Origin of the sequence: Nonomuraea sp. MTCD27 (assembly GCF_041950495.1) — a bacterium.
Lineage (GTDB): Bacteria > Actinomycetota > Actinomycetes > Streptosporangiales > Streptosporangiaceae > Nonomuraea.
Genome location: NZ_JBGNUW010000007.1, coordinates 409,918 through 428,059 on the forward strand (window position 1 = coordinate 409,918; position 18,142 = coordinate 428,059).

At 74.2% G+C, this 18,142-nt stretch carries 22 protein-coding genes; 5 read left to right on the forward strand and 17 right to left on the reverse strand.

Going from position 1 to position 18,142, the window contains the following annotated elements:
* Window positions 1-18: 18 nt before the first annotated feature.
* On the reverse strand, window positions 19-1,206 hold the full coding sequence (locus ACBJ59_RS23385) for an MFS transporter (protein WP_375112351.1): 1,188 nt from the start codon (window positions 1,204-1,206) through the stop codon (window positions 19-21).
* Between the two features lie 60 nt (window positions 1,207-1,266).
* Here ACBJ59_RS23385 and ACBJ59_RS23390 point away from each other — a divergent pair, with 60 nt between their 5' ends.
* On the forward strand, window positions 1,267-2,247 hold the full coding sequence (locus ACBJ59_RS23390; protein WP_375112352.1) for an ArsR family transcriptional regulator: 981 nt from the start codon (window positions 1,267-1,269) through the stop codon (window positions 2,245-2,247).
* Between the two features lie 9 nt (window positions 2,248-2,256).
* On the opposite strand, the gene ACBJ59_RS23395 is transcribed toward ACBJ59_RS23390, so the two are convergent.
* On the reverse strand, window positions 2,257-2,895 hold the full coding sequence (locus ACBJ59_RS23395) for a TetR/AcrR family transcriptional regulator (protein ID WP_375112353.1): 639 nt from the start codon (window positions 2,893-2,895) through the stop codon (window positions 2,257-2,259).
* Between the two features lie 87 nt (window positions 2,896-2,982).
* Between ACBJ59_RS23395 and ACBJ59_RS23400 the strand changes: the two genes are divergently transcribed.
* Entirely contained in the window at window positions 2,983-3,765 is a 783-nt protein-coding gene (locus tag ACBJ59_RS23400) for an SDR family oxidoreductase (protein ID WP_375112354.1), read from the forward strand.
* Between the two features lie 55 nt (window positions 3,766-3,820).
* Complete coding sequence (locus ACBJ59_RS23405; protein ID WP_375112355.1) at window positions 3,821-4,504, forward strand: class I SAM-dependent methyltransferase; 684 nt, start codon at window positions 3,821-3,823, stop codon at window positions 4,502-4,504.
* Between the two features lie 38 nt (window positions 4,505-4,542).
* On the opposite strand, the gene ACBJ59_RS23410 is transcribed toward ACBJ59_RS23405, so the two are convergent.
* The 10 genes from ACBJ59_RS23410 to thrC all read right to left on the reverse strand — a co-directional run bounded on the left by ACBJ59_RS23410 (window position 4,543) and on the right by thrC (window position 12,318).
* The gene (locus tag ACBJ59_RS23410) at window positions 4,543-4,941 is read right to left on the reverse strand and encodes a VOC family protein (RefSeq protein WP_375112356.1); all 399 of its coding nucleotides are present in this window, start codon (window positions 4,939-4,941) and stop codon (window positions 4,543-4,545) included.
* A gap of 13 nt (window positions 4,942-4,954) precedes the next feature.
* On the reverse strand, window positions 4,955-5,560 hold the full coding sequence (locus ACBJ59_RS23415; protein ID WP_375112357.1) for an SRPBCC family protein: 606 nt from the start codon (window positions 5,558-5,560) through the stop codon (window positions 4,955-4,957).
* Window positions 5,560-5,904 carry a metalloregulator ArsR/SmtB family transcription factor gene (locus tag ACBJ59_RS23420; RefSeq protein WP_364129482.1) on the reverse strand — a complete coding sequence of 115 codons (345 nt, stop codon included), beginning with the start codon at window positions 5,902-5,904 and terminating at the stop codon, window positions 5,560-5,562. Before ACBJ59_RS23420 ends, ACBJ59_RS23415 begins: the two co-directional genes overlap by 1 nt.
* A 46-nt stretch (window positions 5,905-5,950) precedes the next feature.
* Window positions 5,951-6,556 carry an energy-coupling factor transporter transmembrane component T family protein gene (locus ACBJ59_RS23425; protein ID WP_375112358.1) on the reverse strand — a complete coding sequence of 202 codons (606 nt, stop codon included), beginning with the start codon at window positions 6,554-6,556 and terminating at the stop codon, window positions 5,951-5,953.
* Window positions 6,553-7,227, reverse strand: a complete 675-nt coding sequence (locus ACBJ59_RS23430) for an energy-coupling factor ABC transporter ATP-binding protein (protein ID WP_375112359.1) — start codon at window positions 7,225-7,227, stop codon at window positions 6,553-6,555. The genes ACBJ59_RS23425 and ACBJ59_RS23430 overlap by 4 nt, the downstream gene beginning before the upstream one ends.
* Complete coding sequence (locus ACBJ59_RS23435) at window positions 7,224-8,360, reverse strand: thiolase family protein (RefSeq protein WP_375112360.1); 1,137 nt, start codon at window positions 8,358-8,360, stop codon at window positions 7,224-7,226. Before ACBJ59_RS23435 ends, ACBJ59_RS23430 begins: the two co-directional genes overlap by 4 nt.
* Before the next feature lies 1 nt (window position 8,361).
* The gene (locus ACBJ59_RS23440) at window positions 8,362-9,729 is read right to left on the reverse strand and encodes a class I adenylate-forming enzyme family protein (RefSeq protein WP_375112361.1); all 1,368 of its coding nucleotides are present in this window, start codon (window positions 9,727-9,729) and stop codon (window positions 8,362-8,364) included.
* A 7-nt stretch (window positions 9,730-9,736) separates the two neighbouring features.
* Complete coding sequence (locus tag ACBJ59_RS23445; protein WP_375112362.1) at window positions 9,737-10,348, reverse strand: biotin transporter BioY; 612 nt, start codon at window positions 10,346-10,348, stop codon at window positions 9,737-9,739.
* Window positions 10,349-10,451: 103 nt separating this feature from the next.
* Window positions 10,452-11,087 (reverse strand): DNA/RNA non-specific endonuclease, encoded by a 636-nt coding sequence (locus tag ACBJ59_RS23450; RefSeq protein WP_375112363.1) that lies wholly within the window; start codon window positions 11,085-11,087, stop codon window positions 10,452-10,454.
* A gap of 166 nt (window positions 11,088-11,253) precedes the next feature.
* Window positions 11,254-12,318: a threonine synthase gene (thrC, locus tag ACBJ59_RS23455; protein ID WP_375112364.1), complete on the reverse strand. Its 1,065-nt coding sequence runs from the start codon at window positions 12,316-12,318 to the stop codon at window positions 11,254-11,256.
* A 65-nt stretch (window positions 12,319-12,383) separates the two neighbouring features.
* Between thrC and ACBJ59_RS23460 the strand changes: the two genes are divergently transcribed.
* Complete coding sequence (locus ACBJ59_RS23460; protein WP_375112365.1) at window positions 12,384-13,487, forward strand: MurR/RpiR family transcriptional regulator; 1,104 nt, start codon at window positions 12,384-12,386, stop codon at window positions 13,485-13,487.
* 60 nt (window positions 13,488-13,547) lie between these two features.
* Entirely contained in the window at window positions 13,548-14,135 is a 588-nt protein-coding gene (locus tag ACBJ59_RS23465) for a DUF1707 domain-containing protein (RefSeq protein WP_375112366.1), read from the forward strand.
* Here the strand turns inward: ACBJ59_RS23465 and ACBJ59_RS23470 are convergent.
* The 5 genes from ACBJ59_RS23470 to ACBJ59_RS23490 form a co-directional block, all read right to left on the reverse strand.
* Window positions 14,108-14,635 (reverse strand): GNAT family N-acetyltransferase, encoded by a 528-nt coding sequence (locus ACBJ59_RS23470; protein WP_375112367.1) that lies wholly within the window; start codon window positions 14,633-14,635, stop codon window positions 14,108-14,110. The genes ACBJ59_RS23465 and ACBJ59_RS23470 overlap by 28 nt on opposite strands.
* A 50-nt stretch (window positions 14,636-14,685) precedes the next feature.
* Complete coding sequence (locus ACBJ59_RS23475) at window positions 14,686-15,252, reverse strand: helix-turn-helix domain-containing protein (protein WP_375112368.1); 567 nt, start codon at window positions 15,250-15,252, stop codon at window positions 14,686-14,688.
* Window positions 15,249-16,625, reverse strand: a complete 1,377-nt coding sequence (locus ACBJ59_RS23480) for a phospholipid carrier-dependent glycosyltransferase (protein WP_375112369.1) — start codon at window positions 16,623-16,625, stop codon at window positions 15,249-15,251. The genes ACBJ59_RS23475 and ACBJ59_RS23480 overlap by 4 nt, the downstream gene beginning before the upstream one ends.
* A 114-nt stretch (window positions 16,626-16,739) precedes the next feature.
* On the reverse strand, window positions 16,740-17,579 hold the full coding sequence (locus ACBJ59_RS23485) for a hypothetical protein (RefSeq protein WP_375112370.1): 840 nt from the start codon (window positions 17,577-17,579) through the stop codon (window positions 16,740-16,742).
* A complete protein-coding gene (locus ACBJ59_RS23490) occupies window positions 17,579-18,136 on the reverse strand; it encodes an RNA polymerase sigma factor (RefSeq protein ID WP_375112371.1) in 558 nt (185 codons plus the stop codon). Before ACBJ59_RS23490 ends, ACBJ59_RS23485 begins: the two co-directional genes overlap by 1 nt.
* Window positions 18,137-18,142 lie beyond the last annotated feature (6 nt).

The window sequence follows — 18,142 nt, forward strand, 5'->3', positions numbered from 1 at the left end:
CCGCATGTCGGCCTGGGATCAGGGGGCGGCGGGGTGGGCGAGGTCGGCGGGGCGGGGGCGCAGGCCCGGTGACAGGCTCAGGGTGACCGCGACCGACGCCGCCGCCATCACCGTCATCGCGGTCGCCGGCGAGGTCCACTGGGCGACGGCGCCGGCCAGGGCCGCTCCGACGCCCTGCATGGCCATCATGCCGGAGGAGTGCAGCCCCAGGGCGTGCCCGCGCAGCTCAGCCGGGGTGAGGGCGACCAGCCGCTCCTGCAGCAGGAGGCTGGCGGCGTACCCGACCGAGGCCAGCACGACGGCCGCCGCCGCGATCGGCGGGTCCGGACGCAGGACGAAGACCAGGTACGGCAGCGCGAGCAGCAACCGCAGCGGCCCGGCGAGCCGCTCGCGCCACCGGGCCGGGACGAACCGGCCGAGCAGCACGTCCCCGGCGAGCATCCCGAGGGCGGCCAGGGCGAAGAGCGTGCCGGCGTGGGCGGGCGCGTACGGGACGAACAGGGCCTCGCAGCCGACGATCAAGCCGTTGGGCACCCACAGCGCGAGGTAGACGTAGCGGCGCGGCGCCGAGGACCACAGCAGGCGGTTGCCCCGCCAGGTCGCCGCGATCGACGGCCGTCCGGCGGCGCGGGCCGGGCGGCGGCTCAAACCCAGGCGCGCGATCAGCGCGGCGGCCAGGTAGAGGGCGGCGCCGGCCAGCAGCGTGCCGCGCGGCGACAGGGCGTCCACCAGGACGGCCCCGGCGGCGTACCCGGCGATCTGGGTGAGGCCGACCGACATGTTGAGCACCGAGCGGCCCAGCAGGTAACCCTGCCGCGGCAGGATCTCGTCCAGCAGCCCCAGGCGCACCCCGCCGCCCAGCGAGGCGGCCAGCCCCAGGCCGAACAGCAGCGCGAAGACGGACCACACGGGCAGGCCGGGGATCGCCAGGGCCGCCGTCACCATCCCGAAGAGCGCGGCCAGGCCGGACAGCGCGGCGCGCGGCGGCAACCGGTCGGCCGCCGACAGTAACGCCGTCGCGCCGATCACCTGGGCCACCGAAGGGCCGAACATGCTCAGCGCCGACAGCAGCGGCGAACCGGTCGAGGCGTACACCAGCGTGCCCAGCGCCAGCCCGCTCACCGTCGAGGCCGTCGTCTGGACGGCCGAGGCGGCGAACAGCGGCGTGAACTCACGTGTCCGGAAAAGCTCCCTGTAGGTGCGCATACGGGAGTCTCATCCGTGGTCGCCGGCCGGCTGTTAATGTTTCGCACGGGGGCGAAAGCAATGGGCTACTGGCAGGTCAGCGCGGACACGCTCGCGCGCAGCCGCTTCACGATCTCCCCGCTCGCCGAGGCCACCGCGTGCCTGGGGCTGCTGGCCCGGGGCACGCCCGCGCATCCGGGCGAGCGGGGCTGGCTCGACGCGCACCTTCCCGCCTACCGCGAGCGGCTGGCCGGCGACCCGATCACCGACCTGCTCCTGCGTGCCGCCCGGGGCCACCGCTGGATCGCCGACTTCCTCGTCCCCGCGCCGCACGGCGGGGCGGACGCCACGTTCGAGGACGAGGTGGAGCACATCCGCGCGACCCCGCCCGAGACCGTCCGGGCCGACCTCACCGTGTCGCTGGGCCGGCCCCCGCCGGCCGCGCTGGACCGGCCCGATCTGGGCGCGCGCGCCGCCGACCTGCTGGCCTGGGTGTGGCGGGAGACGGTGCTGCCCTCCTGGCCGCGGCGGCGCCGGATCCTCGAGGCCGACATCGTGGCCAGGACCGAACGGCTGAGCCAGGGCGGCTGGGCCGCGGCTCTGGAGGACATGGGGGCGGAGATGCGCTGGCTGGGCGACGGCCGGCTGCAGATCAACGCCCTCGACTACCCGCCGCGGGAGCTGTCCGGGGCGCAGCTGATGTTCGTGCCGGTGACGCCGCACTCGGGATGGGTGGCCTGGGAGGTGCCGCACCGCTACGCCGTGGTGTACGCGTGCTCGGGGGCGCTCCTGGGCGGCGAGGATCCGGTGCCCAGGGCGCTGGGCAGGCTGCTGGGGCCGGGCAGGGCCGGGGTGCTCGTGCTGCTCGACAGCCCCAAGAGCACGACCCAGCTCGTGGCGATGACCGGTCAGGGGCTGGGGTCGGTGGGGCGGCACCTGAAGGTGCTGCTCGACGCCGGTCTGGTGCGGCGACGGCGGGCGGGACGGTCGGTGCTGTACTGGCGCACGGAGCTCGGCCACGCCCTGGTGTCCGGTCACCGTGGCCCGGTCGAGTCGCCGTAGCGGCAGCGGTCAGCCTCGGGAGGCGGGCTCGGCCGCGCGTCCAGGGACCATGCGTTCGGAAAGCATGCGTTCGGGGAGCATGCGTTCGGCCAGCACGCCGGCCAGCTCGACCACGACCGCGCGGCGGCGGGCGACCGCGCGCTCGGCGTCGGGCTCGTCGAGGATGAGGCGGCGCAGCTGCGGCACCGAGAAGTTCCAGGCGACCAGCCCCAGGATGGTGAACAGCCACTCCTGCGCCGCCGCCCGCTCCGGCAGGCCCGCGCTCATCAGCCCGCCCACGTGCCCGCGGTAGGACTCCTTGCGCTCCTCCTCGCCCTCGACCCGGCCGCCGTCGGCCTCCAGGGCCTCCCACAGCAGCAGCCGGATCAGCTCGGGATGCTCGTGGTACCAGTCGAAGAGCTGCCCCACCGACTCGGGCAGCGTGCGCGGATCCAGGCTCACCGCGTGGCAGATCTCGTCGACCTTGGCCCGCACGACCACGCCGAACAGCTTCTCCTTGCCGCCGAAGTACAGGTAGATGGCCTGCTTGTTGGCCCGCGCGGCGGTGGCGATGCGGTCGATCCGGGCGCCGGCCAGCCCGTGCTCGGCGAACTCTGCGGTGGCGGCCTCGAAGATGCGCTGCCGCGTGGCCTCCGCGTCGTACGTCATGACGAAATTAAACCATCCAGTTGACTTTTCCGCCGCATCGAGCCAAGGTCTGAACCAACTGGATGGTTTATTTCGGAGGAGAATCGCATGTCCGTGACCACGCTTGCCCCCATGCCGATCGGCTCGCCGCTGCCCGCCGCGCTGGAGGGCCGCACCGTGGCGGTCGTCGGCGGCAGCTCCGGCATCGGCCTGGCCGCCGGCGAGCTGCTGGCCTCGGTGGGGGCGCGCGTCGTCCTCGTGGCCCGCGACGCGGACCGCCTGGGCGTCGCGGTGGAGCGCGTCCGTACGGCGGGTGGCGCGTCCGTGAGCGGGATCACCGCCGACGGGACCGACGAGGGTGACCTGGAGCGGGCGCTCGACCAGGCGGGCGAGGTCGACCACGTCCTGGTGACCGCCGGCGGCTTCGCCGTGGGGCCGCTGCTGGACACCCCGCGCGAGCTGGTGCGCGAGGCCGTGGAAGGGCGGATCTGGGGCGCGTACGGGCTCGCCCGCGCCGCCGCGACCCGCCTGCCCGCCGGCGGGTCGATCACCTTCAGCTCGGGCCTCTACCTGGCCCGCCCCATCCCGGGGGCGTCGGCGGCCATCGCGAGCATCGGCGCCGTCGAGGGGCTCACCAAGGCGCTGGCGGTAGAGCTGGCGCCGCGCCGGCTGCGGGTCAACGTGATCAGGTACGGCGTCGTGGACACCCCGCTGTCGCGCGGCGCGATGGGCCTGCCCGACGACGCGGCGGTGGCGGCCGCCGGGCAGGGGTCGCTGATCGGGCGGTTCGGCACGGCGCAGGAGGCGGCCTCGGCGGCGCTGTTCCTCATGGCCAACAACTACATGACGGGAACGGTGCTCACCGTGGACGGCGGGCAGAGCCTGGCCTGACCGGGAAACGGTACGTTGGCCGCATCCCCCTCTGATCGGAAAGGATGCGGCAGACGTGGTATCCGTTCACGGACCGGCCCCGCGCTACGACGGCCTGGCCGACTGGTACGACGAGCTCAACGCCTCGTGGGCCGAGGGCAACCGCGCTCCCCTGCTGGACCTGCTCGGCCCCGGGACGGGCCCCTGTCTCGACCTCGGCTGCGGGACCGGCCTGAACTTCCCGGCGCTGCGCGCCTCCGGCCGCACCGTCGTCGGCCTGGACCACTCGGCCGACCAGCTCCGCCTGGCCGGCCGCCGGCGGGCGGACGGGGAGGGGCTGGTGCGGGGCGACGCGGCGGCGCTGCCCTTCGCCGACGGCTCGTTCGCGTCGGTGGTCACGCTGTGGGTGTCGACGGACATGGACGACTTCGCCCGCGTGCTCGGCGAGGCCGCCCGCGTCCTGCGGCCGGGCGGGACGCTGGTGTACTACGGGGTGCACCCCTGCTTCACCGGCCCGCACTCCGAGGACCGTCCCGACGGCGGCCGGGTCATCCATCCCACCTACCGCGTCTCGGGCGAGCACCAGCCGGCCCCGTGGTGGCGCGAGGACGGCATCCGCAGGCGGGTCGGCATGTGGCACCTTCCCCTGGGTGAGCTGCTCACCGCGTTCATCGCGGCGGGGCTGGCGATCACCCGGGTGGTGGAGCCGCGGAACGACCCCGTTCCGCGCGCCCTGGCACTGCGGGCGGACAAGCCCTGACGGCGTCTCCCGCCATCAGGTCACAGGGCCTGGCCTGTTCACGGCAGGTTGAGCTGCCAGGAGACGCCGAAACGGTCGTTGACCCAGCCGAATTTCGTGCTGAAGCCGTACGAGTCCAGCGGCATCAGCGCGCCTCCGCCCTCGACCAGCGCGTCGTACAGGCGCTTGATCTCCTCCTCGCTGCCGCACCCGACATACAGCGACATCGACGGGGTGAAGGTGAAGCCGTGCTTGATGGCGCTGTCGATGCACATGTACTCCTGGCCCGCCAGCGTGAACGTGGCGTGCTTGACCGTGCCCTGCTCGCCGGGCTCGCCGGGACCGTAGTGCTCGACGGCGACCACCTTGGCGTCGTCGAACAGCGACACGTAGAAGTTCATCGCCTCTTCGGCGTCGCCGTTCTGGAACATGAGGAACGTGGTGATCTTCTGGGACATCTGAGAATTCTCCTTATTCGGGTGCGTAGAAAGCAGTGCACGCGGCGACGGCGGCGGCGACCTCGTCCGGGTCGCCGCCCGCGGCCTGGTGCGCCTCGCCCCAGGCCCGGCAGCTGCCCGTGATGAACCCGCGGCCGTCCTCGGTCTGGTGGAAGGTCTCCTCGTCCACCTTCTCGCCGCCCGTCAGGTGCAGGGCCAGGCCCAGCAGCGCCAGGTCCCAGCCCACTCCGGTCGCGCCGGGGCCGAACTGTCCCCAGAACTCCGCCGGCACCTCGGCCGTGTGGCGCAGCTCGAACGCGGTGCCGCCGTCCTTGGCGGCCAGCTGCACCTCGACCTCGGAGAAGCCGGGGTCCTCGCCGTAGAGCCAGGTGATCTTGAGCACGCTCGGCGGCTCGCAGCGCACGATCTCACCGCGCGCGTTGCCCTCGATCTGGTACGTGCCCCCCAGCCGGAAGTCCCCGGACACCGGCGCGAACCAGCGGCCGAGCCGCTCGGCGTCGGTGCAGGCCTGCCACACGTCCTCGACCTCGGCGTCGTAGTGGCGGCGCAGCACCACGCTCTTGCGTTTGCCGTCGATCAGCTCACGGTGTGCCTGGCTGAGCTGGTCTATGATCTCCATCAGGTGTTCTCTCCTTCGATGCGGCGTTCTCGTTTGCCGCGGGCCAGTTCGGTGCCCAGCGCGTCCAGGCGCTGGTTCCAGAAGCCGCGGAAGCGTTCCAGCCAGAGGTCGACCTCCTGCAGCGGCCCGGGCTCGACGGCGTACAGCCGCCGGGTGCCTTCGGCCCGCACGGTGGCGAACCCGTTGTCGCGCAGCACCCGCAGGTGCTGGGAGACGGCCGGTTGGGAGATCCCGAACTCGCGCCGGATGACGGTCGTGACCTCGCCCGAGCTCAGCTCGCCGCCGGCCAGCAACTCCAGGATCCGGCGCCGTACGGGATCCCCGAGGACGTCGAATGCGTGCACGACCCGAGTATTTCGGGTCGGGCTTATATAAGTCAAGCCTGAAGTATCAGTCGTCCAGGCCGCGCGCGCTCAGCGCCTCCCCCAGCGCGTCGGCGTGCCTGAGCGAGCTGACCACCAGCGGCACGGCGAAGGCCCGCAGGCTGCGCTCGACGCCCCTGGCCTGCTGCGCCTCCCTGACGCGGGTGGCCAGCGCGGCGATCACCGGCACGCTGCGCACGGTCAGCGACAGCAGCAACGACAGCCGGAACGGGTCCAGGCCCACGAACCTGGCCGGTCTCAGGCAGCGCTCCAGCGCCGCCATCATCGCCGAGGTGCGGGTGGTGAGCGTGATCAGCCCGGCCAGCGCCACGGCGACCACTACGCGCAGCGTCGTCGACAGCGCCCCGTCCAGGTCGGCCAGCAGCCACTGCATCCCGAACAGCCCCACCGCGAGCCAGCGCACCGGCTTGACCTGCGCCCAGGCCGCCGCCACGCCCACCCGCGCCAGCGCGTACAGCCCCGCCACCGCCACCGCGGCCAGCGCCAGCGACAGCGGCGAGCGCAGCAGCACCAGGGCCGTGCACCCCACGGCGAGCGCGGCCAGCTTGGCGCCGGCCGGCAGCCGGTGCAGCGGTGAGGAGCCGGGGACGTAGACGCCGGTCAGGCCGCTCACGCCATCAGCTTCCGGTAGTGGCCGATGGCCTCGTCCGGGGTTCCGTCGGCCACCACGCGGCCCTCGTCCAGCACCAGCACCCGGTCGAACCCGGCCAGCAGCGGCAGGTCGTGGGTGACCACGAGCACCTGCTGGGGCATCTCGCGCAGCAGCGCGGCGACCTGGCGGGAGTGGCGCAGGTCCAGCAGCGTGGTCGGCTCGTCCATGACCAGGATGTCCGGCTCCAGCACCATGACCGAGCACAGCGCCAGGAGCTGCTTCTGGCCTCCCGACAGGTGGTGGGCGGGGTGGTCGGTGTGCCCGCCCAGGCCGTACCTGTCCAGGACCTCCCGTACGCGCCGCTCGACCTCCTCGCGCGCCAGGCCCTTGCGGCGCAGCGAGAAGGCGACGTCCTCGGCGACCGTGGGCATCACGATCTGCGCGTCCGGGTCGGTGAACAGGAACCCCACGCCGCGCCGGATCTTGGCGGCGTGGCGTCGGGTGTCCAGGCCGAGCACCGTGACGCTGCCGGAGGTGGGCAGCGCCAGGCCGTTGACCAGGCGGGCCAGCGTGCTCTTGCCCGAGCCGTTGGCGCCGACCACGCCGACGCGGTGCTCGGTGAGGGAGGCGGTGATGCCGCGCAGCACGTCGCGCTCACCGAGGCGTACGTGCACGCCGTCGAACTCGATCAAGCTCCTACCACCTCGAACAGGGCGGCCACACCCAGCCCGCCGCCGACCGCGGCCGCCGCCAGGCCCAGCGTCCCGGGCGGGGCGCCGACGCGTACGAGCCTGCTGAACAGCCTGGTCACCACGACCGCCCCCGAGGCGCCCCACGGATGGCCCAGCGCCAGCGCCCCGCCGTGCGGACACACCCGCTCCGCGTCGGCGCCCAGCGGGTCGAGCCCGAGCGCGTCGGTGACGGCCAGCACCTGCGCCGCGAACGCCTCCACGATCTCCACCGCCGCGACCCGCTCCATCCCCACCCCCGTACGCGCCAGCACCCGGCGTATCGCGGGCACCGGCCCCCATCCGGGCAACTCGGGATCGCACCCGACGACGGCCCCGGCCACCAGCCGCATCCCCGGCAGGCCGGCACGCGCCCGCTCGGGCACGAGGGCCACGGCGGCGGCGCCGTCGCTGACCGGGGAGGAGTTGCCGGCCGTCACTGTACCTTCCGCCACGAACGCCGCGGGCAGCCGGGCCAGCGACGCCGCCCGCAGCGGGCGCGGGCGCTGGTCGTCGTGGCGTTCGCCGACCGGCACGATCTCCTGCGCGAAGTGCCCGGCCTCGCGGGCGGCCAGGGCCCGGGCGTGGCTGCGGCAGGCGTAGGCGTCCTGCCGGTGCCGGCCGACGCCGCACGCCGTCGCCAGCGCCTCGGCCGCCGGGCCCATGTCCGGGTCGGGGTGGCCGTCGGGGGTGAAGGGCGCCCGCTCGTACGGCCGGTCCTGGCCCCGGAACGTACGCAGCGGCGCGGTCGAGGCGCTCTCGGCCCCTCCGGCGATCACCAGGTCCATCTCCCCGGCGCGGATCGCCTGCCCGGCCACCAGGATCGCGGCCAGCCCGCTGCCGCACTGCCGGTCCACCGTGACCCCGGGCACCTCGTGCCCCAGCCCGGCGGCCAGCGCCGAGACCCGGGCCACGTTGCCGCCCGGCCCCATGCAGTTGCCCAGCACCACGTCGTCGACCCGCCGCCCGGCCACGTCGGCGGCGACCGCGGCGATCACGGGGGCGGCCAGCCGGTCGACGGTCAGCTCCTTGTACGCGTGCCCGGCCGTGCCGATGGCCGTGCGCCGGGCCGCCACCACCACAGGTGTGTCGCCCATCTCAGACCAGCCGCCGCAGCGCGCCGCCGGCCGGCCGGCCCGCCAGCCGGTCCGCCAGCAGGGCCGTCAGCAGGGCCCGCGCGGGCTTGCCCGCCGGGGTGCGCGGCAGGCTCGGCACCACGTACCAGCGGCGTGGCCGCTGCGCCGCGTCCAGCATGTCCCTGGCCGTCGCCTCCAGCAACGCGCGCGGCGGCGGGGCGCCGTCGGCCTCGATGATCGCCGTCACCACGGCGCCCAGGACCGGGTGCGGCGTTCCGACCACCACGACGTCGCCCACGCCGGGCACCTTCCTGAGCACCTCCTCGACGTCCTCCGGCACGACGGTGGCGCCGCCGGTCTGGATCGCGCCGTTACCGCGCCCGCGCAGCCGCAGCACCTCGCCCGCCCGGTACGGTTGCGCCAGGTCGCCCACGCTCATCCAGCCGCCGGAGTCGCGGCGCAACGGCCCGGCCGCCCCGCCCAGGTAGCCCTCGGCCACCCACGGCGAGCGCGCCCACACCTCGCCCAGCGAGGCGCCGGGTTCGGCGCGGACCTCGATCTCCACGCCGGGAAAGGGCCGCAGCCCGCCCCCGTCGGCGTCCACGGCCACGAACGACAGCTCCGTCGCCCCGTAGTACGACACGACGCGCACCCCGGCCCGCGCCGCCGCCTCCCGCATGTCCGGGTCGAGGGCCGCGCCGCCGACCACGGCCGTGCGCAGCTTCCCCGGGTGTTCCAGCACGTCGGGCAGCTGGTGCGGCACCAGGTGCGCGACGGTGGCCCCGGACAGGCCGGCCGGGCGGCGGCCGGGGACGACCGCCGTCGCGCCGGTGGCCAGGGCGTGCAGGGCGGCGAAGGAGTAGAGGGAGGAGACCAGCGGGCCGGGCACCAGCACCACGTCGCCGGGACCGATGCCGGTCAGGTCGTTCAGCGGCGCGTACGAGTCCGTCCATGAGGCGCGGGTGCGGACGACGGCACGCGGCCGGCCGGTGCTGCCGGAGCTGAAGCACGCCCAGGCCAGATCCGCCGGCCGGGGGTCGTACGGCACCGGAGGGCCCGCGACGCGGGGCAGGGGCGCGTCGATCCGGGTGGCCGGCCGCAACGATCCGGTGACCAGGGCCCACCGCTCCGCGTCCCAGGTGGGCTCGCCCACCAGCGGCGTCGCCCCGGCCAGGTCGGCCGCGAGCGCCGCGGTGAGCAGCTCGGCCGGGTCGGCCACCCCGATCGCGACCAGCGCGCCGGGGCCGATCCCCTGGCGCAGCAGGTGCCGGGCGGCACCCTGGATGCCGGCGGCCAGCTCCGCGTACGTCAGCTCGCCGCCGGGACCGCGAACCGCGGGCCGGGACGGGCGCTCGGCGGCGTGGCGCATCACGTGTTCGGCTACGGGCATCGAAGGATCAGTGTCCCCCGCCGGCCCGCAGCCGTTCCCGGTGCACGGCGGGCACCGCGTCCGGGTAGGCCCGCTGCGTACCCCTGACCACGAACGACGCCAGCACCACCTTGATCAGGTCGCCCACCAGGAAGGTGACGGCGGCGGCCGCGGCCGTCGTGGCCAGCGGCACGCCGGTGACCAGCGCCTGCACGGGGATGCCGAGCAGGTAGACCACGCCGATGCCGCCCACCAGGCACGCCACCATCAGTTGCAGCAGGTTCGGGCGGCGGCCCGCGCGCTCGACCAGCCAGCCGGTCACCGCCGCGCCGGGGATCCAGCCGAGCACGTATCCGGCCGACGGCCCGGCGAACACCGCCAGCCCGCCCCGCCCCGACGCCAGCAGCGGCAGGCCCGCGGCCACCAGCACGACCAGCACCACCACCGCCAGCGCGCCCCGCCACGTGCCCAGGATCGCCCCGGCCAGCATCACGCCCAGCGTCTGCAGCGTGATCGGCACCGTGTTGCCGAAGAGGGGCAGCGCCGGGACCTGGCCGAGCACCGCGATCAGCGCCGCGAACACGGCCACCCTCGCCACGTCACCCGTCGGGAACCGCCACCGCTTTCCTTCACCGTTCATGGGAGCCTTCATGAGGTCGATCCCACACCAGAACGGTCACAGTCAGGCATGGAGGGTTCCCACAACATTCCCTGCGATCGTCTGCGACCGATCGATACCGCTTCTACAGACGGTCGGTGCCGCAGCGTGCCGCCTGGAACGCCTTGGTGATCCGGTTCCGCCAGGATTCGAGCTCTCCGGCGGGCAGGGTGCGGTTCGGCAGGGTGAGCGCGACCTGCCGGGACACACCCGAGATCTTCGGCGACAGGGTGACGTGGATCCGGTCGGGCACGAGCGTCGTGCGGTCGGGATAGTGCAGGCGCACCCGGTAGGCCGACACGGTGCCCGCCCCCTCCAGGCAGGCGCGGGCACCGTTCTCGACGCGCGCCATCAGGCCCTGGTTGATCTGCCTGCCCCGCATGGGGACCAGGTTGTAGCGCATGCTGACGCCGTGGAAGGAGGCGGCGATGAGGTGGCCGCCCTGCCAGTCGCCCCGGCCGCCCCAGTCGCCCACCGTGGCCTCGCACTCGCCGCGCGCGGCGGCCCTGGCCACGAGGTTCTCGGCCAGGGCCTCGGCGGGGCGGCCCGCGCCGTCGGTGGTGAAGCTGTGGTGGTTGGCGTGGTAGGTGCGGCCCGGCTGGAGGTGGCGCTCGCAGGGGACGGTGTCGGGTTCGTACGCGGGCGCGGCCGCCCCGGCGGTGAGCAGGAGGGCGGCGGCGCACGCGCGTCGCAGGGCAGGGGGCAGTCTGGTCGCGGGCACGGAGGTGTTCCTCTCGCGAAGGGGGAATCGCCGGTTCAGGCGCCACTGGCCGATACGGCAAATCGCCCTATCGGCCGCCTCGTCGGCTTTGTCGCGAAATTCGTGCCCGTGAGGTGAATCACATAACGTTGCTTATTCGTTACTTTTAGTAGTTGTCGCAGGTAGGTCAGGCGGTCAAGCGCAGAGCGCGGGCCACGTCGGAGGTGGCCGCGGAGGTCTCGGTGGCGGTGTAGCCGTCGCGCATGGAGGCGTCGAGATCCTTCAGGCCGTTGCCGCTGAGCGTGATCACGATGCGCAGGCCCGGCTCCAGCTCGCCCCTGGCGTGCAGATCGAGCAGCCCGGCCACCCCGGCCGCCGAGGCGGGCTCGGCGAAGACGCCGTCACGGCGGGCCAGCAGCCGGTACGCCGCGAAGATCTGCTCGTCGGTCACCGCGGCGATCAGCCCGCCGGACTCGTCGCGGGCGGCGATCGCGCCGTCCCAGGTGGCGGGGTGGCCGACGCTGATGGCGGTGGCCGCCGTACGGGGGTGGGCGACGGGCTCGCCATGGACGAACGGGGCCGCGCCGGCCGCCTGGAAGCCCCACATGCGCGGCAGCGCGCCGGACCGGCCGGCCTCGCGGTAGGTGAGGTAGCCGCCCCAGGTGGCGGAGATGTTGCCGCCGTTGCCCACGGGCAGGCAGTGCACGTCGGGCGCCTGGCCGAGGGCGTCCACGATCTCGTAGGCCACCGTACGCTGCCCGGCCAGGCGCAGCTCGTTGCCCACGGAGTTGACCAGGGCGATCGGGTGGTGGGCGGCCAGCTCGCGGGCCACGCGCAGGCAGTCGTCGAAGGTGCCGTCGATCTCGACGATCTCGGCGCCGTACCGTACGGCCTGGCTCAGCTTGCCCAGCGCCACGCGGCCCCTGGGCACCAGGACGGCGGCCGTCAGCCCGGCGCGGGCGGCGTAGGCGGCCGCAGAGGCGCTGGTGTTGCCGGTGGAGGCGCAGATGACCACCTCGGCGCCGGCCTCGGCCGCCCGGCTGAGCGCCACCGTCATGCCGCGGTCCTTGAACGAGCCCGTCGGATTGGCGCCCTCGACCTTCAGCCAGACCTGGCAGCCGGTGAGGCCGGACAGGTGCTCCGAGCGCAGGAGCGGGGTGTTGCCCTCGTTGAGGGAGATGGAGGGGGTGTCGGGGGTGACCGGCAGCCAGCGCCGGTAGTCGCTGTCGATCAGTCCGTGCCACGTCTTCATGCCAGGCACCGTAACACTTGTTTCTCATATAACGTGAAATTGGGAGTGGTGTAACATTTGTCATTGTGGAGAACGATCCGATCGCCGCCCGCCTCGGCGCCGCCTATCCCGACCTGCCGCCCGGGGAACGGGCGGTGGTGCGGGTCCTGCTCGACGACTATCCGTTCGCCGCGCTGAGCTCCCTGCGGTCCCTGGCCGAGCGGGCCGGGGTGAGCCCGCCGACGGCCTCGCGGCTGTTCGACCGGCTGGGATACGGCGGCTTCGCCGCCTTCCAGACCGCCGTACGCGACGGCGCCCGCGACCGCTCCCGCCTCCTGGAGTTCGTCACCCGCTCCACCCCAGCGCCCGCCACGACCCCACCCGGGAACGTGCCCGGCGTGGAGGTCTCCTCCGTCCCCACGTCCGACGGCCCTACTGACGAGAGGTGGCCCGGCCGACACGAGAGGAACTCTCCGGGCGGAAGGGACACCGGTCTGGGCCAGGCCGCCGGGGACGGCTCCGCCTCCGATGGCGACGCCGCCGGGGACGGCTCCGCCTCCGGAGGCGGACCGTCGGGTGGTGCCCGTGGGGATGGGACACCCGCTCATCCGGTCGCCGGCTCGGGCGCAACCGGTGCAAGTGTCGTGTCCGTGTTGTGGCAGGCGGCGGAGGAGCTGCGTGCGGGGCTGGACGGGACGCTTGCCGCCATCCCCGAGTCGCTCTGTCACAAGGTCGCCGAGCTGCTGGCCGAGGCCAGGGCCGTGTGGGCGCTGGGCGGGCCCCTGAGCGAGCTGGCCGCCGAATACCTGATCCGCCAGCTCGCCAGCCTGCGCCCCGCCGCGCACCGGGTGCCCGGCTCCGCGCCCGCCCGCGCCCGTACCGTGCTCGACCTGGGCGCCTCCGACGTCGTCGTGGCCTACGATTTCCGCCGCTACTCCTCCGACACGGCCCGCTTCGTGCACGCCGCCCGCGCCCGCGGGGCGCGGCTGGTGCTCGTCACCGACGCCTGGGGGTCGCCGCTGGCGGCCGAGGCGGAGGTGCTGATCAGGTTGCCGCGCGAGGCCGCCGGACCGATCGCGCCGCTCGCGAACGAGATCGCCGTCACCGAGCTGCTGCTCGTCGCCACGGCCGCGCGCCTGGACCCGGTGCGCCGCCTGGCCGACCTCGACGCCCTCACCCAGACCCTCTGAACGGCAGCCTGTTGTCCGGCGGACAATAGGCATCCGGGCTGGAGCCCGCCGGACCGGCAGGTGCGTGCCTCCGACGAGGACCGTGAGCGGGCGGCCGAACGGCTGCGGGCGGCCGCCGCCGAGGGGCGGATCGAGCTGGCCGAGCCGGACCAGCGGCTCACCGAGATCTACCAGGCCAGCACCCGCGCCGAACTGGAGGTCGCCGACCGCGGCCTGCCCGAGCCCAGCCGTACCGACACGCTGGTGGCGAAGGAGGAGCCCGGCTCCCGCTTCGCCATGAGCGTGTTCGGCTGGTTCACGCGCAAGGGCGAGTGGGTCGCCCCGCGCGCGTTCACGTCGTTGTCGATGTTCGGCGGTGGCGAGATCGACCTGCGGGACGCGCGATTCGCCGGCCACGAGATCAAGGTCCGCGGCTTCGCACTCTGGGGGTACGCGGAGGTCACCGTTCCCGACGACGTCGAGGTGGAGGTCAAGGGGGTCGGCTTGTTCGGCGGGTTCGACAGGAGCGCCGTGCGCCGGAGGCGGGGGGGCGCCGCGGGTCGTCATCAGCGGCCTGGCCCTGTTCGGGGGTGTCGGTACGAGGGCCAGGGCGACACGGAAGGCGCCCTGATCGGGCCGGGTCAGACCGAGCCGGTGAGGCGTTTGTAGAAGAAGCTGCAGTCGCTCAGCGTGCCGTCCGGGGAGGCGGCGTAGTCGGGGACGATGCCGTAGCGGGTCCAGCCGCCGGTGAGGTAGACGTGCTCGGCCGTGCTGCCGGTCTCGGTGTCCAGGAGCAGCAGGTCGGCCCCGGCGTCGAGCGCGGCCTGCTCGGCGGTGGCCAGCAGGGCGCGCGACAGGCCGCGGCCGCGGGCGTCGCGGTGGACCATGAGCTTGACGATCTCGGCCCGGTGCCGGGCGTTGGGCTTGCTCGCCAGGGCCAGGCTGACGGTGCCGGTCATCGCGCCGTCCTCCCGGCAGGCCCACACCAGGAGGCTCCCGGCGGCCACCGCCGGGGCCTGCCCGCGCCACCACGCGGCGGCGTCCTCGTGGTCGAACGGGCTCACGAAACCCACCGAGGCGCCGTCGTCCACGGCGTCGACCAGCAGGTCGGCCAGTTCCTTGACGCAGCGCTCGAACTCCCCGGCCGGCAACCGGGCGATGGTGTGCATGGGAGTGAATCTCCTTTGCTCGGATTCGCTGGAAGGTGGGGTGGGCGGCGTCAGGGGAGGACGACGAGGATCGCGTAGCGGACCGGGTCGGGGCCGGGGCAGCGGAAGCGGGAGGCGCCCCACAGCCGGAAGCGCAGGCAGTCGCCCGCCTCCAGCGCGTGCGTACGGCCGTTCGCGGTGATCTCCACCGCCCCCTCCAGGACCCAGATGTGCTGCTCCAGCCCCGGCACGGGCGGCGCGTCGTAGCTGATGTCGGCCCGCGGCAGGAGCCTGGCCTCGACGACCTCGCCGCGCAGCCCGGGATGGGGCGGCGAGACCGAGCGGCGCACGAACCCCGACTCCAGGTCCCGCCACACCGGCTGCGCCGCGAGGGCCACGACCTGCGGCGGCTCGGACTCCACCTCGGCCAGCAGCCGGGACATCGTCCGCTCGTAGACCGCGCTCAGCTTGCCGAGCAGGGCCGCGGTCGGGCTGATCTCGCCGCGCTCCAGCCGCGACAGCGTCGAGCGGCTGACGCCGGACCGGGTCGCCAGCTCGTCCAGCGACCAGCCCCGCTCGACCCGCAGCTCGGCCAGGCGGTCGGCCAGCCGGGTCTCAACGTCCTCAGGGTGTCTCACATTCGGGAGTTTATCCCATATCTGGGAAATGCCAGAGCGGCGGCCAGGCAGGCGAGCGGGATCACGGGCAGGACGTAGCGGTGGTCGAAGTCCAGGACGGCGACCGGGCCGACGAGCAGTCCCATCGCGATCGCCCACGGCAGCAGCGCCCGCCGGGGCCGCAGGACCGCGCCTGCCGCGCCGAGCAGCAGGATCGCGCCCAGCAGCGGGCCGCGCAGGTAGGCGGCGTACTGGTAGGCGATGAGGAAGTCCGCGTACGGGGCGGCCGACGACAGGCCGCGGATGTCCGGGTCGTACTCGCGCTGGACCTTGCCGACCAGCGGCTGGTCGGGCAGCGCCCACTGACCGTGCCGGAAGCCGAAGGCCGGGGTGGTGCGCGCGGGGTGGGCGATCGGGGTCCAGGAGAAGGCGATGGAGGTGTCGCGTACGACGTCGCCCAGGTAGTCCAGCGGCTGGGCGAGGATCGCGTCGATGGCGAACGCGCGGGCGCGGTCGTTGTGCGAGAACCGGTCGCCGGGCAGCCGGTTGAGCGGCGACCGCGCCGCCCACACGTATTCGGAGGCCGCGTCCAGCACGGTCCCGTTCGGGCAGAGCGCGGCCCGGTCCGGTGGCGGCTGGATGCGGTCGCAGTCGGCGAAGGTCATCGTGCGGGCCCACAGGGCGACCCCGTCGGCGCCGCTGAGCGCGAACCGGCCGTGGTGCTGGGCGTACCAGGCGGCGTAGGCGGCCAGGGGCAGCGTACCGGTCAGGACCAGCGCCACCAGGGGCCGCCATCCCGCGCGCCGGACGGCCAGCACCAGGACGACGAGCACGAGCAGGGGCAGCGCGATCGTCCGGGTCAGCGCGGCCCCGGCGAACAGCAGGCCCGCCCAGGCGGCCGCGCGGGCGGACAGTTCCGGCGACCACATCAGCACGCTCACCCCGGCCACGACCAGGAAGACGAACTGCGTGTCGGACAGCACGGCGTGCTCCAGCCGCAGGAAGGAGGCGTCGAAGAGCACCGGCACGCTCGCCGCCACCGCCGCCCAGCCGGGTACCGACCTGCGGCGCAGCACCGCGTAGAGCAGCACGCCGACGCCCAGGCCCAGGACGTGCTGGACGGCCACGACCAGCTCCACGCTGTGGAAGGGCAGCAGCGCGCGCAGCAGCAGCGGGTAGCCGATCGGGTGGAAGGTCGCCGACGGGGCCGGGTGGACGGCGGTGTCGAGGTAGGTGAAGGAGTCGTACCAGTAGAGCGTGGCCGGCCGGTAGCCGAGCATCGTGACCACCCGCAGGACGGCGGCCAGCGCGAGCAGCACGGCGAAGACGCGGTGGCCGGCGAGGGCGGCGGAGCGGCGCCGCGCGGGCAGGGCCGTGCGGGTGTCTGTGAGCACGCGGAATCCGATCGTCGGCGGGAGGGCGGGAGATCCGCGCATGCGGAGGAGAAGGCATGGCGGTGACAGGGAACGGCCGTGGGCGGTCTCAGCCGCCCACGGCCGGGGCGAAGGTCAGCAACCGGGCTGCGGCGGGTGGTGCGAGGTGCGGCGTTCGGGGCCGACCAGCAGGAGGGCCTGGCCGTCGGCGGCCATCACGCCGTCGTGGACGAACCAGTCGCCGGGGGCCGAGGGCCTGGAGCCCTGTCCCGGTGAGATGAAGCTCGGCGTCACGCCGCGGTCGAGCAGGATCGTACGGATCTCGGCGACGGTCCTGTTGATGTACGCCACGCAGTGCAGCGGCTCGCCGTACATGGCGATGCCCGGGGGCATCTTGTACCGTTCGCCGGGCCTGGCCCTCCTGCCCAGGGTGACCTCGGCCTTCTTGTCGAAGTCGACCGGGACCTTCAGGCCGACCGGGCAGCCGGTCAGCCGCCGGCAGGGGCCGGGGCCGTCGATGGTGGCGATCGGGCCCTCGGCGGGCACCGGCTCGCCGGACCTGAGCAGGTCGAGGTCGTTGATCACGAACATCTGACCGGTCAGGCTCGCCGAGGTCGGCACGAGCCTGAGCGCGATGTCCAGGCCACGGGCTCTGAGCTCGGCCTCGTACACCTCGGGGTCGGCCATGAGGTCGTTGACCGTGATGACGTAGTGGCCGTCCACGAGCTCGATGTCCAGCGCGGCGGAGGCGGGGGCCTGGGCGACGCCGAAGGACAGGGCGGCGGTCAGCACGGCGAGGACCGGCACGGCGACCCACCGCCGCACTCCCCGCCGCATGGCCGGCCACCGGCGGCGCGGCCCGGGCTCCGAGGGCGGGAGTGAGGTGATCTCCTCCAGCAGTTCCCCGGCCAGCGGCGTGCGGCCCGGACCGGGGTCGGGCGCGATGCCGGCCACCAGGCGGTCGATGTCGTGCATCACATCGCCCCCTTCGTCAGCGCCATGGCGCGGAAACCGATGCGGGCCACGTCGAGCCCGGCCGCCTGCAGCTGCCTGGCCAGGCGTTTGCGGGCCCGGTGCAGCCGTAACCGGGCGGCGCCGCGCGAGCAGCCCAGGACCGTGGCGATCTCGTCGGAGCCGAGCCCCTCCCACCCGGCCAGCGCGAGGACCTCGCGGTCGTCGGGGCTGAGGCGGGCGAACGCCTCGCGTACGCCGTCGAAACCGGCACCGGGCTCCTCGGACGCTTCGGCCCACCCGGCGAGCTGCCTGCCCAGCCGCTCCACCAGCTCGCTGCGGCGCGACTCGGCCCGGCGGCCGTTGGCCAGCACGCGGCGGGCCACGCCGTACAGCCACAGGCGAGCCGCGTGGCCCGGCGGCACGTCGTCGAGGCGGCGCCAGGCGGTGGTGAAGGTCTCGGCGAGGGCGTCGGCGGCGTCGTCGGGCGAGCCGGCCCGCCGCCGGATGTAGGCAAGAATGTCCGGATAGTAGGCGGTGTAGATCTCCTCGAAACGCTGTTTGCGATCATGGAGGGCCACGCTGCC

Coding starts and splice junctions, on each gene's coding strand:
- ACBJ59_RS23445 (WP_375112362.1), bottom strand. CDS start 10,348: ATGAACGGTGAAGGAAAGCGGTGGCGGTTCCCGACGGGTGACGTGGCG.
- ACBJ59_RS23485 (WP_375112370.1), bottom strand. CDS start 17,579: ATGCACGACATCGACCGCCTGGTGGCCGGCATCGCGCCCGACCCCGGT.
- ACBJ59_RS23470 (WP_375112367.1), bottom strand. CDS start 14,635: ATGCACACCATCGCCCGGTTGCCGGCCGGGGAGTTCGAGCGCTGCGTC.
- ACBJ59_RS23435 (WP_375112360.1), bottom strand. CDS start 8,360: ATGGGCGACACACCTGTGGTGGTGGCGGCCCGGCGCACGGCCATCGGC.
- ACBJ59_RS23390 (WP_375112352.1), top strand. CDS start 1,267: ATGGGCTACTGGCAGGTCAGCGCGGACACGCTCGCGCGCAGCCGCTTC.
- ACBJ59_RS23400 (WP_375112354.1), top strand. CDS start 2,983: ATGTCCGTGACCACGCTTGCCCCCATGCCGATCGGCTCGCCGCTGCCC.
- ACBJ59_RS23410 (WP_375112356.1), bottom strand. CDS start 4,941: ATGTCCCAGAAGATCACCACGTTCCTCATGTTCCAGAACGGCGACGCC.
- thrC (WP_375112364.1), bottom strand. CDS start 12,318: ATGAAGACGTGGCACGGACTGATCGACAGCGACTACCGGCGCTGGCTG.
- ACBJ59_RS23415 (WP_375112357.1), bottom strand. CDS start 5,560: ATGGAGATCATAGACCAGCTCAGCCAGGCACACCGTGAGCTGATCGAC.
- ACBJ59_RS23440 (WP_375112361.1), bottom strand. CDS start 9,729: ATGCCCGTAGCCGAACACGTGATGCGCCACGCCGCCGAGCGCCCGTCC.
- ACBJ59_RS23395 (WP_375112353.1), bottom strand. CDS start 2,895: ATGACGTACGACGCGGAGGCCACGCGGCAGCGCATCTTCGAGGCCGCC.
- ACBJ59_RS23385 (WP_375112351.1), bottom strand. CDS start 1,206: ATGCGCACCTACAGGGAGCTTTTCCGGACACGTGAGTTCACGCCGCTG.